The organism is Buttiauxella sp. AC142 (genome assembly GCF_979253435.1).
In genome coordinates this window covers 3,734,691-3,748,050 of record NZ_CEEDCH010000001.1, presented here as the reverse complement: position 1 = coordinate 3,748,050, position 13,360 = coordinate 3,734,691, and the positions used below count along the sequence as shown (strand labels likewise).

Below are 13,360 nucleotides of genomic sequence, written 5' to 3'. Positions count from 1 at the left end.
TTTTAGCCCAGATCGCCAAAGCGCACTTGCAGCGCGGTAATGGCGGTGAGCGCGGTAGTCTCAGTACGCAGAACGCGAGGTCCCAACAGAATATCAGTAAACTGATGACGTGCGGTCATGGCAATTTCATCAGCCGTTAAACCGCCTTCCGGGCCAATCAACAGGCGCACGCGCTCTACAGGTTGTGGCAACGTGTTGATGCTGGCGCTGGCTCGAGGATGCAGATTCAGCTTCAGGCTGTCATCTTCTTCGGTACACCACTTTTCCAGATCCATCGCCGGGCGAACTTCTGGCACGCTATTACGGCCACATTGTTCGCAGGCCGCAATGGCAATTTTCTGCCATTGTCCGAGCTTCTTATTCAGGCGCTCGGCATCCAGTTTTACGCCACAGCGTTCAGAAAACAAAGGTGTAATCACATTCACTCCGAGTTCCACCGCTTTCTGAATGGTGAACTCCATCTTCTCGCCGCGCGACATCACCTGGCCAAGATGTAAGTGCAGAGGGGATTCACGGTTATCAAGGCTTGCGCTCAGGACTTTCACCCGCACACTTTTTTTATCTGCCTGCACGATTTCAGCTTCAAAAGTCTGATTACTGCCATCGAATAATTGCAACGCGTGACCGGCACTCATGCGCAGGACGCGGCCTACATGGTTGGCAGCATCTTCGCAAAGTGCTACGTCCTGGCCGACAGAGAGAAGTTCAGGGTGATGAATGCGGGGTATACGCATGGTTTTTAATATCCAAAAGCGGGAACAGTGATAACAATTCCCGCTAGTGTAGGTTAGCTGTTTTGTGCCTGGCAAGCCCGCAGCACATAAGGGTTATGATTACCCTGAACTTTGGCAATACGTTCATCGCGTTCACATTCCCAGGCTGTCACCGGATATTGTTTATTCCAGGCTTCAAATAACTGGGTTTGCTGGCGGGAAAGATTCAGCTGATATTGGTCACGCATATAGAAGTAAGTGCGGGCGATGGCACCACGGGCGCGGGCGGGTGGTTCGGCGATTTTATCTTTGAAATCGACTTTCATGGCGCATTGCCCGTACTGACCTTCACCCCCATTCCACTGGCTGTACATGAAGTTATTACGGTCGGCATTCACTTCCCCAACAGCCGGTTGCAGGTTGTGCATATCGCTTTCCATTTTGCGATATTCCGGATCTTTGGCGCAGTTTTTACGTCCGCCATCTTGCCAGCACTGGCGCTGGTGGCCGAATTGCCAGGCAGGGACAACATGTTCCCATTCGATGCGTGTCGCACGATTTTCGTTTTTACGGACTTTGTAACCGCAGGACTCAAGGTCAGGAACCCCTTTTTTACCTTCCCAGCTAATTTTGCATCCGCAATAGAAATCGCCTGGCGCATCGGCGTTGACTTTGACGCCTGCAGCTTTGGCCTGAGAGAAATTATTGATACCAGCGCTGAAAGCGGAAAAGGTACAGAAGGCTGCAACAACAGCAACAGCCAAAGAAATTTTGCGAGACATTTCCAGAATCCTTACTAAAACGTGCTCGCAACGTACCTGATGATTTATCCAGTTTCAATAAGCTAAATCAGGAAATTATTCGGCTAATACTTTTAATTACAGGAAGTTGTAGCGTCGGCTTTTAACAGGTCACCGCATTGCACGCAGCGGTATTCTGCCTCGCCTCGCATCACTCGATTATGGCGACGGACGGTGAGTTGATGGAGCTGGCAGCGGCAGCGATAGGGGAAGGTATTTTTACGTACGGATTGCACTTCAAACTTATGTGTCCGGCGGGCAGGCACACCCAGAACCGTTTCCATCATCCACTTCCACTCTTTGCCGTGGGGTGCGACGCGGCCAAAGTGTTTCCACACCAACAAATGAGCCAGTTCGTGCGGTACGACTTCATCAATAAAGGTTTGCTGGTTTTCCATCAACAATACGGGGTTGAGGCGGATTTCGTAGCTGTCCATCCACGCAGTACCCGCAGCCGTGCCGCGCTGCTGATAAACCAGCTTCGGTTCCGGGTAGTTACGGGCTAAGTGCAGATTTGCCTGCTGAAGCTTTTCCCGCAGGCAACGCATAACGGCCTGTTGGATGGCGATTGGGAGTCTCGGGGATTTCATAACCGGCAAGAATAGTGCGAGGAAGGGCAGGGTGCAAGCCCCTCTCCATGCAGGAAAGGGGCGGGGTAAGCTTAGTTTTGAGCACCAATCTCACGTAAGCGACGACCTTTCATCAGGTTACGCTCGATGTGTTCCAGGGAAACGTGTTTGGTTTCTGGAATCAGCCACAGTGTGAGAACGATGAAGAACAGATTGAGTGCGGCGTAGACCCAGAAGGTATTCGCGTTGCCCAGCGTGTTCAACATGGTCAGGAAGGTTGCACCCACAATCATGTTGGCAATCCAGTTGGTTGCGGTGGAGCAAGTGATACCAAAATCGCGGCCTTTGAGCGGCTGGATTTCAGAGCACAGCACCCAAATCAGCGGACCGGCGCTCATCGCAAAACCAACGATAAACATCAGCAGCATGGCGATTGCAAAGTATTGCGCGCCCTGGGAGTGAATACCCACGTGCAGCATTGTGCCAAGAATCCCCATGCCAACTGCCATCACCATGAAGCCCAGAACCAGCGTTGGTTTACGGCCCCAACGGTCAACCAGGCCGATAGCAATAAAGGTCGCCAGCACGTTGATCAGCCCAACGATAACCGTGCCCCACATTTGCTGAGTGGTGTTGGTGAAGCCCGCAATTTCGAAGATTTTCGGTGCGTAGTACATGATGACGTTCATGCCGGTGAATTGTTGCATCACCTGAAGCAGAATGCCGAGGAACACCGCGCGACGGAAGTTGCTGTTGTCTTTAAACAGGGACCAGCCGCTTTGTTTTACTTTCAGGCTTTCACGAATTTCTTCAAGTTCACGTTTTGCTTCGGCACTGGTATCACGCAGACGCAACAGGACGCGCTCGGCATCGTGGAAACGGCGTTTAGCGGCGAACCAGCGCGGGCTGTCTGGCAGGAAGAAAACACCAACCAGAAGAATCAGGGCTGGAATAGTAATGACGCCCAGCATCCAGCGCCATGAGCCGCTGTAGCTGAAGGCTGTATCAGAAAGGTAAGCGCCGAGGATACCGATGGTAATCATCAGCTGGTACATCGAGATCATGCTGCCACGGATTTTTTCTGGCGCAATTTCTGATAGGTAAAGCGGCGCAGTGTAAGACGCAACACCGACTGCCAGGCCGAGTAATACGCGGGAGAGAATCAGGATCTCAGTGTTTGGCGCGAAAGCAGAACACAGAGAACCCGCAACGAACAGCACGGCACCAATCATCAGGCTGTATTTACGCCCGATGCGGAAGGAGAGCCAACCGCTGCCAACGGCACCGACAGCAGCGCCAAACATCATCGAACTCACGACCCACTCTTGCTGGTGCGCAGTTATCTGGAAGTCTTTTGCGATAAACGGTAATGCACCGGCAATCACGCCAATATCAAGGCCAAATAACAAACCGGCCAGGGCTGCGAGAAAACAGACAAAAAAGGTCATGCTTTTGTTCGAGCGCCCTTGTTTTTTTATTTCAGGCATAGTGCTCTCCAGTTGAATAATTTGCGGGATATCTCGCTATTAAGGTTAGGTTAACGCGACGTGAAATTGTGTGATTCAACTCACGTTAGTGTAATCGGTTACACTAGTGTCAAGAACTGTATGTGTAATTTATTTAATCAAAACAGTGAATTGAGTGTAGAAAATAAAACCGAAATTTTCCATGCAAGACTATTCTGAAATGTTTTGTAACTAGCGCAGCAACAAAATGTTGTCATGCAGAACTGTCTTAATTAATGCCTTGTTAACGCCTGTGTAACCGTTTCCACTAGGTGTTGTTTGTTACGAGAGATTTTGCGGGAAAGGAATTTAAGGAGTGCAGGGAGTAAAAAACAAAAAGGCCAGCTAAGCGCTGGCCTTTAAAGTTTGATGATGAACTGGCGGGTTTTATTTCAGGCCAGCAGCATCACGCAGCAATTCGGCTTTGTCGGTTTTTTCCCAAGGGAAATGTTCACGACCAAAGTGACCGTATGCCGCGGTTTCTTTGTAGATTGGGTGCAGCAAATCCAGCATCTGAATCAGGCCGTATGGACGCAGGTCGAAGAACTCACGTACCAGCAGGGTCAGTTGCTCGGTAGAGATTTTCTCAGTACCGAAGGTTTCAACCATGATAGAAGTCGGTTCTGCCACGCCGATGGCGTAAGAAACCTGGATTTCACAGCGGTCAGCAAGGCCAGCAGCAACGATGTTTTTCGCCACATAACGTGCCGCATACGCTGCAGAACGGTCAACTTTAGACGGATCTTTACCGGAGAATGCGCCGCCACCGTGACGAGCCATGCCGCCGTAGGTATCAACGATAATTTTACGACCGGTCAGACCACAGTCACCCATTGGGCCACCGATAACAAAACGGCCTGTTGGGTTGATGTGATATTTGGTAGACGCATTCAACCATTCTGCTGGCAGAACTGGCTTGATGATCTCTTCCATCACCGCTTCTTGCAGCGTTTTCAGCTGAACATCTTCGGAGTGCTGGGTAGACAGAACCACGGCATCAATACCGACGATTTTACCGTCGTCGTACTGGAACGTGATTTGGCTTTTTGCATCCGGACGCAGCCATGGCAGTGAACCATTCTTACGAACTTCTGCCTGGCGTTGAACCAGACGGTGTGCGTAAGTGATTGGCGCTGGCATCAGCACTTCTGTTTCGTTGGTTGCATAACCAAACATCAGACCCTGGTCGCCAGCACCTTGCTCCAGTGGATCGGTACGGTCAACGCCCTGGTTGATATCCGGGGATTGTTTGCCGATAGCACTCAGCACTGCGCAAGAGTTTGCATCAAAGCCCATATCAGAATGCACGTAGCCGATTTCACGAATCGTTTGACGAGTGATCTCTTCGATATCAACCCAGGCGCTGGTGGTGATTTCACCGCCAACCAGAACCATGCCGGTTTTAACGTAAGTCTCGCAAGCTACGCGTGCTTTTGGATCCTGCTCCAGGATCGCATCAAGGACCGCATCGGAGATTTGGTCAGCGATTTTATCGGGATGCCCTTCTGATACAGACTCGGACGTAAAGAGGTGTTTGGCCATGTTTTATTCACCCTAAGAGAATTAGGTTAGTGCAGACTGCTGCTAATTGGTGCTCACCCCAGTGCGATGTACTGGTTAATCGAGCTTATACCACAGGTTTCATTTCAGGCAGTCTAACAGTTAATCGGTATAGATGGATTAACATCTGGACGGCTATTCTAGGTTATCCATTAATCAGATTACCAGTGATTTTTACGCTCGCAAGTTTGTGCGGATAATCTTAAGTGGCAAATTTTACTGACACCCGCAGCAAACCAGGGATTTTTGTTTTGCAATTTCCGGCTGTTGTCGGTATAAAGCGGCGCGCGCGGCTCATTCAACAAGCACACATTTTTGTGTTGCCCACTTCCAGCCGGGTTGAGCAAATTTCTTAGCTTTGGCTTGTCGCATGCTTCTGGTATGCGTGGAGGTGACTCGATTAATGAACCGTTGTAATTCGCAAACTCTGGCGGCCACTCAGGTCGTACATATGCCCCTCATAAACTGCATTTCGTGTATTCATTCCTGCCGATGTTATACCCATCTCGGCGCTTCTCAGGATTCTCGGGCCGGTTTTTAAACCCGCGAGATTCTGAACAAGGGCTCTCTTGTCATCGATAAGAGTATTCTCGTGGTTTCGCCGACTCGTTCTACGAAGCTCGGTTACGTGTTTTACAATGATATGAAAAAGAAACCGGTCGCACAGTTAGTCTGTCAGCGTCTTATGCTGCTTCTACGCGCTGTTAATGGGTTGTTATTGCGGGATACCCCTGCGATAGTAGTCAACTGTTTTGCACATTCGTTTAAATTTGAGGTTCGCCATGTCTGACAAAATCTCTTCTGTTTCGGGTTCGTCAGTGGGCGAGCAGGATGTACACCGCTCCATGCAGGAGGTTGCCATGAGCTCCCAGGAAGCCAGCAAAATGCTGCGTACTTACAATATTGCCTGGTGGGGCAATAACTATTACGACGTCAATGAACTCGGTCATATCACCGTTTGCCCGGACCCTGATGTCCCGGAAGCGCGTGTTGATCTTGCTGAACTCGTAAAAGCCCGTGAAGCACAGGGGCAACGTTTGCCTGCACTGTTCTGCTTCCCGCAGATTTTGCAGCACCGCCTGCGTTCTATTAATGCTGCGTTCAAACGTGCTCGTGAATCCTATGGTTATAACGGCAACTATTTCCTCGTTTACCCAATCAAGGTAAACCAGCACCGTCGTGTGATTGAATCGCTGATTCATTCCGGTGAGCCGCTGGGCCTGGAAGCGGGTTCCAAAGCAGAGCTGATGGCTGTACTGGCGCATGCGGGCATGACGCGTTCAGTCATTGTGTGTAATGGCTATAAAGACCGTGAATACATCCGCCTGGCGTTGATCGGCGAGAAGATGGGCCACAAGGTTTATCTGGTCATCGAGAAGATGTCTGAAATTCGCATTGTGCTGGAAGAAGCTGAGCGCCTGAATGTAGTACCGCGCCTTGGCGTGCGTGCGCGTCTGGCATCGCAAGGTTCTGGCAAATGGCAGTCCTCTGGCGGCGAGAAATCGAAATTTGGCCTGGCAGCCACACAGGTTCTACAACTGGTTGATATGCTGCGTGAAGCCGGTCGTATCGACAGCCTGCAATTGCTGCACTTCCACCTCGGTTCGCAAATGGCGAACATTCGCGATATCGCCACCGGCGTGCGTGAATCAGCGCGTTTCTACGTTGAGCTGCACAAGATGGGCGTTAACATCGAATGCTTCGATGTTGGCGGCGGTCTGGGCGTGGACTATGAAGGCACGCGTTCGCAGTCAGATTGTTCGGTCAACTATGGCCTGAACGAATACGCAAACAATATTATCTGGGCGATTGGTGATGCGTGTGAAGAACACGGCCTGCCACACCCAACGGTGATCACCGAGTCCGGCCGTGCGGTAACCGCGCACCACACCGTGCTGGTGTCCAACATCATCGGTGTTGAGCGCAACGAATACACCACGCCAACGGCTCCGGCTGCAGATGCTTCCCGTGCGCTGCAAAGCATGTGGGAAACCTGGGGCGAAATGCATGAGCCGAACAACCGTCGCTCGCTGCGTGAATGGCTGCACGATAGCCAGATTGACTTGCACGACATCCATACCGGTTATGCATCTGGCAGTTTCTCGCTGCAAGAGCGTGCCTGGGCTGAGCAGCTTTACCTGAGCATGTGCCACGAAATTCAGCGCCTGCTTGATCCAAGCAACCGTGCGCACCGTCCGATCATCGACGAACTGCAAGAACGTATGGCGGATAAGATTTACGTCAACTTCTCGCTGTTCCAGTCAATGCCGGATGCGTGGGGTATCGATCAGTTGTTCCCGGTGCTGCCGCTTGAAGGGTTGAATCAGATCCCTGAGCGCCGTGCGGTGCTGCTGGATATTACCTGTGATTCCGACGGTGCTATCGATCACTACATCGACGGCGACGGTATTGCGACCACCATGCCGATGCCAGAATATGATGCGGAAAACCCGCCGCTGCTGGGCTTCTTTATGGTTGGTGCATACCAGGAAATCCTTGGCAATATGCACAACCTGTTTGGCGATACCGAAGCGGTTGACGTTTTCGTCTTCCCTGACGGCAGCGTAGAAGTGGAGTTGTCTGACGAAGGCGATACCGTTGCGGACATGCTGGAATACGTTCAGCTTGATCCAAAAACCCTGCTCAAGCACTTCCGCGATCAGGTGAAACAGACCGATCTGGATGCTGGTTTACAGCAGCAGTTCCTCGAAGAGTTCGAGGCGGGTTTGTATGGCTATACTTATTTAGAAGACGAGTAAATTACTCGTCTTTATTTAGAGTAATTAGTGTACAAATAATGCTGCATTCGGCGATAATCCGCGCCAACAAGCAGTCTGAATGAATACAGTCCCTTCCTCGTCGGGTTTAACGACGCGGAGGGGACTTTTTTTTGCTAATAATTACCATCATCGTGAGGTCAAACCATGAGCACCTTAGGCCATCAGTACGACAATTCCCTGGTATCCAATGCCTTCGGTTTTTTACGTTTTCCGCTGAATTTCATGCCATACGACAGCGATGCCGATTGGGTTATCACTGGCGTTCCTTTTGATGCGGCAACATCTGGCCGTGCAGGTGGTCGTCATGGCCCTGCGGCAATCCGTCAGGTGTCTACCAATCTGGCATGGGAAGGCAACCGCTTCCCGTGGAACTTCGACGTGCGCGAACGTTTGAACGTTGTTGACTGCGGCGACCTGGTTTACGCCTTCGGTGATGCGCGTGACATGAGCGAACGTCTGCAAGCTCATGCAGAAAAACTGCTGGCTGCGGGTAAGCGTATGCTCTCTTTCGGTGGCGACCACTTCGTGACTCTGCCGCTGTTGCGCGCCCATGCGAAGCACTTCGGTAAAATGGCGCTGGTACATTTCGATGCTCACACCGATACCTACGCAAATGGCTGCGAGTTCGACCACGGCACCATGTTCTACACCGCACCTAAAGAAGGTTTGATTGACCCAAACCATTCTGTGCAGATTGGTATTCGTACCGAGTTTGATAAAGACAACGGTTTCACCGTGCTGGATGCAGGCCAGGTTAACGACCGCACTGTTGACGACGTGCTGGCACAGGTTAAGCAGATTGTTGGCGATATGCCGGTTTATCTGACCTTTGATATCGACTGTATCGACCCGGCTTTCGCGCCAGGTACCGGTACGCCGGTTATCGGTGGTTTGACGACCGACCGCGCACTGAAACTGGTCCGTGGTTTGAAAGATTTGAACATCGTCGGCATGGACGTTGTGGAAGTGTCTCCGGCGTATGATCAGTCCGAAATCACTGCTTTGGCTGGAGCAACACTTGCTTTAGAGATGTTGTATATCCAGGCGGCGAAGAAAGGCGAATAATCGCCTTTATTGAGTGTTGCCCCCTCACCCTAACCCTCTCCCAAAGGAGAGGGGATTGTACGGTTTTCTCCGTCTCCTGGGGGAGAAGGTCGGGATGAGGGGTAATTTTACTTCAATCCATCCGCAGCCATACGGTCGCGAATATGTTGCGCACGTTCGGCGGAAGCAGGGTGGTCGTCAAGCATTGAGCTTTGGCGGCCTTCTTCCTCTTTAGCCAGCTTCTCAAAACTGGTCGCCAGGCCGATTGGGTTAATCCCGCGCTTTCTCAACAAATCATATGAATAGTCATCAGCTTCAGATTCCTGGCGCTGGGAGAACTGCGCATTCACCAGTTTCTCGCCCAAATCGCCGAGTTGTGACTGCGACAAACTGCCAATCACGCCGCCCGCAGAGGCCGCTGCAACACGCGCTGCGTTGGTCCCCAGAGCGACCTGCATCCCTTTCTTCACATGACCGAGCGCGACGTGGCCCATTTCGTGGCCGATAACCGCTTCGACTTCGTTATCGTTCATCATATCCATCAGGCCGCTGTAAACGCGGATACAGCCGTTTGCCATCGCGAAGGCGTTCACGTCTTTGGTGACATAAACCTTATAGTTCACCGGCATGCCATTGATGTTATCGCCCAGGGCGGCGGATATTTTGCTCAGGCGTTGCGCATACTCGCTGCTCGCGGGCGCGATGCTCGCTTTGCTGTCGAGTTCAGCACAGGATTTGTCACTCAGCTCTTTAACTTGCGCATCACTTAATGTGTACGCCTGAAAGGCTTCTGCACCGGAAGCCAGCAGGCCGTTAGAGTCCATATTCTGGCAGCCGCTCAATAGGGCAGCAACGCTCAGGCTCAGTAAAATTGGGCGCAATTTCATGCCAATATCCTTTATTAGTGATAACTGCTCAGAGGTCATTCAGCCACAAACCGTTGGCTAGTCGCTTCAGTATAAAGAAGTTAGCCAAACTCGCGCAGCAACTTGCGCAACATGCGAGCAGCTTCCAGAGATTTCTTAACCGGACAAAAGGATGCTCCATGTACATGACACACGGCTTGCGGTACATTGATGGCAATTTTTTGGGCGTAGCCCATAACGTATAGTAGTCAAGGCCTGACCTTCAACCATCCGATCTGGAGTCAAAATGTCCTCTCGTAAAGAGCTTGCCAATGCTATTCGTGCACTCAGCATGGACGCAGTACAAAAAGCCAAATCCGGTCACCCGGGCGCCCCTATGGGTATGGCCGACATTGCCGAAGTCCTGTGGCGCGATTTCCTGAACCATAACCCGCAGAACCCAGCGTGGGCTGACCGCGACCGTTTTGTGCTGTCTAACGGTCATGGTTCAATGCTAATTTACAGCCTGTTGCACCTCACAGGTTATGACCTGCCAATCGAAGAGCTGAAAAACTTCCGTCAGCTGCATTCCAAAACTCCGGGCCACCCGGAAGTGGGCTACACCGCTGGTGTTGAAACCACGACTGGCCCGCTGGGTCAGGGTGTTGCGAACGCAGTCGGTATGGCAATTGCAGAACGTACCATGGCAGCACAGTTCAACCGTCCTGGTCATGACATCGTTGACCACTTCACCTACACCTTTATGGGTGATGGCTGCATGATGGAAGGTATTTCCCACGAAGTTTGCTCGCTGGCGGGTACGCTGGGTCTGGGTAAACTGGTTGCCTTCTATGATGACAACGGTATCTCCATCGACGGCCACGTTGAAGGCTGGTTCACAGACGATACTGCGAAACGCTTTGAAGCCTACGGCTGGCACGTAGTGCGCGGCGTTGATGGCCATGATGCAGACGCTATCAAACGCGCTGTTGAAGAAGCCAAAGCGGTTACCGACAAACCTTCACTGCTGATGTGCAAAACCATCATCGGTTTCGGTTCTCCGAACAAAGCCGGTACGCACGATTCCCACGGTGCACCGCTGGGTGACGCAGAAATCGCACTGACCCGTGAAGCTCTGGGCTGGAAACACGCGCCATTCGAAATCCCGTCTGACATTTATGCTCAGTGGGACGCGCGTGAAGCAGGCCAGGCGAAAGAAGCGGCATGGAACGAGAAATTCGCGGCATACGCTAAAGCCTTCCCACAGGAAGCGGCTGAATTCACCCGCCGTATGAAAGGCGACATGCCTGCTGAGTTTGCTGCTAAAGCGCAGGAGTTCATCAAGAACCTGCAAGCTAACCCGGCGAAAATTGCCAGCCGTAAAGCATCTCAGAACACCATCGAAGCATTCGGCCATCTGCTGCCAGAATTCCTCGGCGGCTCTGCTGACCTGGCACCGTCTAACCTGACTATCTGGTCTGGTTCTAAAGCCATCAACGAAGATCTGGCCGGTAACTACATCCATTACGGTGTACGTGAATTCGGTATGACCGCGATTGCGAACGGTATCGCGCTGCACGGTGGTTTCCTGCCGTACACCTCTACCTTCCTGATGTTTGTTGAATATGCCCGTAACGCGGTGCGTATGGCAGCGCTGATGAAGCAACGCCAGGTGATGGTCTACACCCACGACTCAATCGGTCTGGGCGAAGATGGCCCAACTCACCAGCCGGTTGAGCAGCTTGCTGCCCTGCGTGTGACGCCAAACATGAGCACATGGCGCCCATGTGACCAGGTTGAATCTGCGGTGGCGTGGAAATACGCTGTAGAACGTCATGACGGCCCGACCGCGCTGATCTTCTCCCGTCAGAACCTGGCACAGCAGGATCGTACTGAACAGCAGCTGGCTGACGTTGCCCGTGGCGCATACGTTCTGAAAGATTGCGCAGGCACGCCTGAGCTGATTCTGATCGCAACTGGTTCTGAAGTTGAACTGGCTGTGGCTGCATGGGATCAACTGACTGCTGAAGGCATCAAAGCGCGTGTGGTTTCCATGCCGTCTACTGATGCGTTCGACAAGCAGGATCCAGCTTACCGCGAAGCGGTGCTGCCGAAAGCCGTTGCTGCACGTGTTGCTATCGAAGCCAGCATCGCTGACTACTGGTACAAATACGTTGGCCTGAACGGTGCGGTAGTGGGCATGACCACCTTCGGTGAGTCTGCTCCAGCTGAGCAGCTGTTCGAAGAGTTTGGCTTCACTGTTGAAAACGTTGTGAAACAGGCTAAAGCCGTTCTGTAAAACGTAATACTACTAAGGCCAGCAAACGTTGATTGCTGGTCTTTTTTTTATCTGTTGTTGATAATGCAATTGAAAATTATTATCATTCACATTCGTAAATAAATGTGAATCTAAGTAAATGAATCGACATACTTTGTACGGATACCAGAAATCGGGCTTCATTGCTTTAACCGTCGCACTATTAATGAACTCCCTGAGCGTGAGCGCTAAACCACTACCTGAAAAGGATTTTCTTACCGTCCCTATGGGAAATGGTGTGTATGAGCTGGCATATGACGCCTCTCAAAACGTTCTGTTTGCCGCCTCTGCGCCTTCATTTGATAAAGATAAGACTGATGGTCTGATCTACAAACTTAACCCGGATACGCTTAAGGCCTCTGGAAAAATCACCACTGAGCGACGCGCATTCGCTACGGTGCTCGATGCTGAAAACCACATTCTGTATATTGGCAACACCCTCGAAGGCTCTGTGACGCTGATAGATACCCGCAGCGGCAAAGAGATTAAGACCGTACAACTGAGTGACCTGAGCAATCCCAAAGAGATTATTCACACCCGCGAAATGGTGCTTGATAAAAAACGCCAGCGTTTATATGTATCGGGTGTGACTCAAAAAGGAATTATTTGGGTTATCGATACACAAAAACAGCATCATATTACCACCATTGAAAATATGGGGGAATATCCAACTGGGTTGGCAATTGATGAAGAAAAGGGAAGAGTTTATGCGGTTAACGGCAGCGGAGAGTTAATTACACTTGATGCCAGCGATAATAAAATACTTTCCCGCACTCAAGTCGAATCGCATAAAAAGCATTTCTTCTTAAATATTGCTGTGGATGAGAATAAAGAACGTGCCTTTATTACCGATCCAGATTTACCGAATGTACTGGTAGTTTCGCTTAAAGATGGAAAAATCATTCATCAGATCGATGTTATCAACTCTCTCGCTGTGATGTACAACGCAGCACGTAATGAAATTTACATTACCCATCGTAATGCACAACTGATCAGCATCGTTGATAGCAAAACCTATAAAGTAAAAGCCAGCATTTCAACAACGGCGCTTCCCAATAGCCTTGCGCTTTCAGCGGATGGAAACACGCTGTATGCCAGTGTGAAACAAGGCGAAAAAGAGATGGGCAAGCAGCCGGACTATATAATTAAAGTCGATCTCAACAAAATATAATTTTAATAACAAAGAACAATACAGCCCTGTGGTGAGAATTCACAGGGCCAGCAGTC

12 protein-coding genes are annotated in these 13,360 nt (G+C 51.0%); 6 read left to right on the top strand and 6 right to left on the bottom strand.

Annotated features, from left to right (window positions below; all coding sequences use genetic code 11):
- Nucleotides 1-2: 2 nt before the first annotated feature.
- The 5 genes from rsmE to metK all read right to left on the bottom strand — a co-directional run bounded on the left by rsmE (nt 3) and on the right by metK (nt 5,129).
- Nucleotides 3-734, bottom strand: coding sequence for a 16S rRNA (uracil(1498)-N(3))-methyltransferase (rsmE, locus tag AC0IWZ_RS17355; protein WP_471678824.1), 732 nt, complete (start codon nt 732-734; stop codon nt 3-5).
- A gap of 53 nt (nt 735-787) precedes the next feature.
- Nucleotides 788-1,495, bottom strand: coding sequence for a deoxyribonuclease I (endA, locus tag AC0IWZ_RS17350; protein ID WP_471678825.1), 708 nt, complete (start codon nt 1,493-1,495; stop codon nt 788-790).
- A gap of 92 nt (nt 1,496-1,587) precedes the next feature.
- Nucleotides 1,588-2,103, bottom strand: a complete 516-nt coding sequence (locus AC0IWZ_RS17345) for a SprT family zinc-dependent metalloprotease (RefSeq protein WP_072011209.1) — start codon at nt 2,101-2,103, stop codon at nt 1,588-1,590.
- A gap of 71 nt (nt 2,104-2,174) precedes the next feature.
- The gene (locus AC0IWZ_RS17340; RefSeq protein WP_034498377.1) at nt 2,175-3,569 is read right to left on the bottom strand and encodes a sugar porter family MFS transporter; all 1,395 of its coding nucleotides are present in this window, start codon (nt 3,567-3,569) and stop codon (nt 2,175-2,177) included.
- Nucleotides 3,570-3,974: 405 nt separating this feature from the next.
- On the bottom strand, nt 3,975-5,129 hold the full coding sequence (metK, locus tag AC0IWZ_RS17335; protein WP_034498374.1) for a methionine adenosyltransferase: 1,155 nt from the start codon (nt 5,127-5,129) through the stop codon (nt 3,975-3,977).
- Between the two features lie 388 nt (nt 5,130-5,517).
- Between metK and AC0IWZ_RS17330 the strand changes: the two genes are divergently transcribed.
- The 4 genes from AC0IWZ_RS17330 (at nt 5,518) to speB (ending at nt 8,992) form a co-directional block, all read left to right on the top strand.
- On the top strand, nt 5,518-5,688 hold the full coding sequence (locus tag AC0IWZ_RS17330; RefSeq protein WP_425591311.1) for a hypothetical protein: 171 nt from the start codon (nt 5,518-5,520) through the stop codon (nt 5,686-5,688).
- A 102-nt stretch (nt 5,689-5,790) separates the two neighbouring features.
- Nucleotides 5,791-5,937, top strand: coding sequence for an acid stress response protein YqgB (gene yqgB, locus AC0IWZ_RS17325; protein WP_147295624.1), 147 nt, complete (start codon nt 5,791-5,793; stop codon nt 5,935-5,937).
- Nucleotides 5,930-7,906, top strand: coding sequence for a biosynthetic arginine decarboxylase (speA, locus tag AC0IWZ_RS17320; RefSeq protein ID WP_471678826.1), 1,977 nt, complete (start codon nt 5,930-5,932; stop codon nt 7,904-7,906). Before yqgB ends, speA begins: the two co-directional genes overlap by 8 nt.
- A 165-nt stretch (nt 7,907-8,071) precedes the next feature.
- A complete protein-coding gene (gene speB, locus AC0IWZ_RS17315; RefSeq protein ID WP_034457777.1) occupies nt 8,072-8,992 on the top strand; it encodes an agmatinase in 921 nt (306 codons plus the stop codon).
- A 107-nt stretch (nt 8,993-9,099) separates the two neighbouring features.
- Here speB and loiP read toward each other — a convergent pair whose 3' ends face one another.
- Nucleotides 9,100-9,858: a metalloprotease LoiP gene (gene loiP / locus AC0IWZ_RS17310; protein ID WP_034498370.1), complete on the bottom strand. Its 759-nt coding sequence runs from the start codon at nt 9,856-9,858 to the stop codon at nt 9,100-9,102.
- Nucleotides 9,859-10,123: 265 nt separating this feature from the next.
- Between loiP and tkt the strand changes: the two genes are divergently transcribed.
- Both tkt and yncE read left to right on the top strand, forming a co-directional pair.
- Entirely contained in the window at nt 10,124-12,115 is a 1,992-nt protein-coding gene (tkt, locus tag AC0IWZ_RS17305) for a transketolase (protein WP_034498368.1), read from the top strand.
- A gap of 118 nt (nt 12,116-12,233) precedes the next feature.
- Nucleotides 12,234-13,304 carry a 7-bladed beta-propeller protein YncE gene (gene yncE / locus AC0IWZ_RS17300; protein WP_471678827.1) on the top strand — a complete coding sequence of 357 codons (1,071 nt, stop codon included), beginning with the start codon at nt 12,234-12,236 and terminating at the stop codon, nt 13,302-13,304.
- The last annotated feature ends 56 nt before the right edge of the window (nt 13,305-13,360 follow it).

Excerpts from the sequence above, each read along its gene's own strand:
- tkt (WP_034498368.1), top strand. The coding sequence starts at position 10,124 with ATGTCCTCTCGTAAAGAGCTTGCCAATGCTATTCGTGCACTCAGCATG.
- yncE (WP_471678827.1), top strand. The coding sequence starts at position 12,234 with ATGAATCGACATACTTTGTACGGATACCAGAAATCGGGCTTCATTGCT.
- endA (WP_471678825.1), bottom strand. The coding sequence starts at position 1,495 with ATGTCTCGCAAAATTTCTTTGGCTGTTGCTGTTGTTGCAGCCTTCTGT.
- yqgB (WP_147295624.1), top strand. The coding sequence starts at position 5,791 with ATGAAAAAGAAACCGGTCGCACAGTTAGTCTGTCAGCGTCTTATGCTG.
- AC0IWZ_RS17330 (WP_425591311.1), top strand. The coding sequence starts at position 5,518 with ATGCTTCTGGTATGCGTGGAGGTGACTCGATTAATGAACCGTTGTAAT.
- loiP (WP_034498370.1), bottom strand. The coding sequence starts at position 9,858 with ATGAAATTGCGCCCAATTTTACTGAGCCTGAGCGTTGCTGCCCTATTG.
- speA (WP_471678826.1), top strand. The coding sequence starts at position 5,930 with ATGTCTGACAAAATCTCTTCTGTTTCGGGTTCGTCAGTGGGCGAGCAG.
- metK (WP_034498374.1), bottom strand. The coding sequence starts at position 5,129 with ATGGCCAAACACCTCTTTACGTCCGAGTCTGTATCAGAAGGGCATCCC.
- AC0IWZ_RS17340 (WP_034498377.1), bottom strand. The coding sequence starts at position 3,569 with ATGCCTGAAATAAAAAAACAAGGGCGCTCGAACAAAAGCATGACCTTT.
- speB (WP_034457777.1), top strand. The coding sequence starts at position 8,072 with ATGAGCACCTTAGGCCATCAGTACGACAATTCCCTGGTATCCAATGCC.
- AC0IWZ_RS17345 (WP_072011209.1), bottom strand. The coding sequence starts at position 2,103 with ATGAAATCCCCGAGACTCCCAATCGCCATCCAACAGGCCGTTATGCGT.
- rsmE (WP_471678824.1), bottom strand. The coding sequence starts at position 734 with ATGCGTATACCCCGCATTCATCACCCTGAACTTCTCTCTGTCGGCCAG.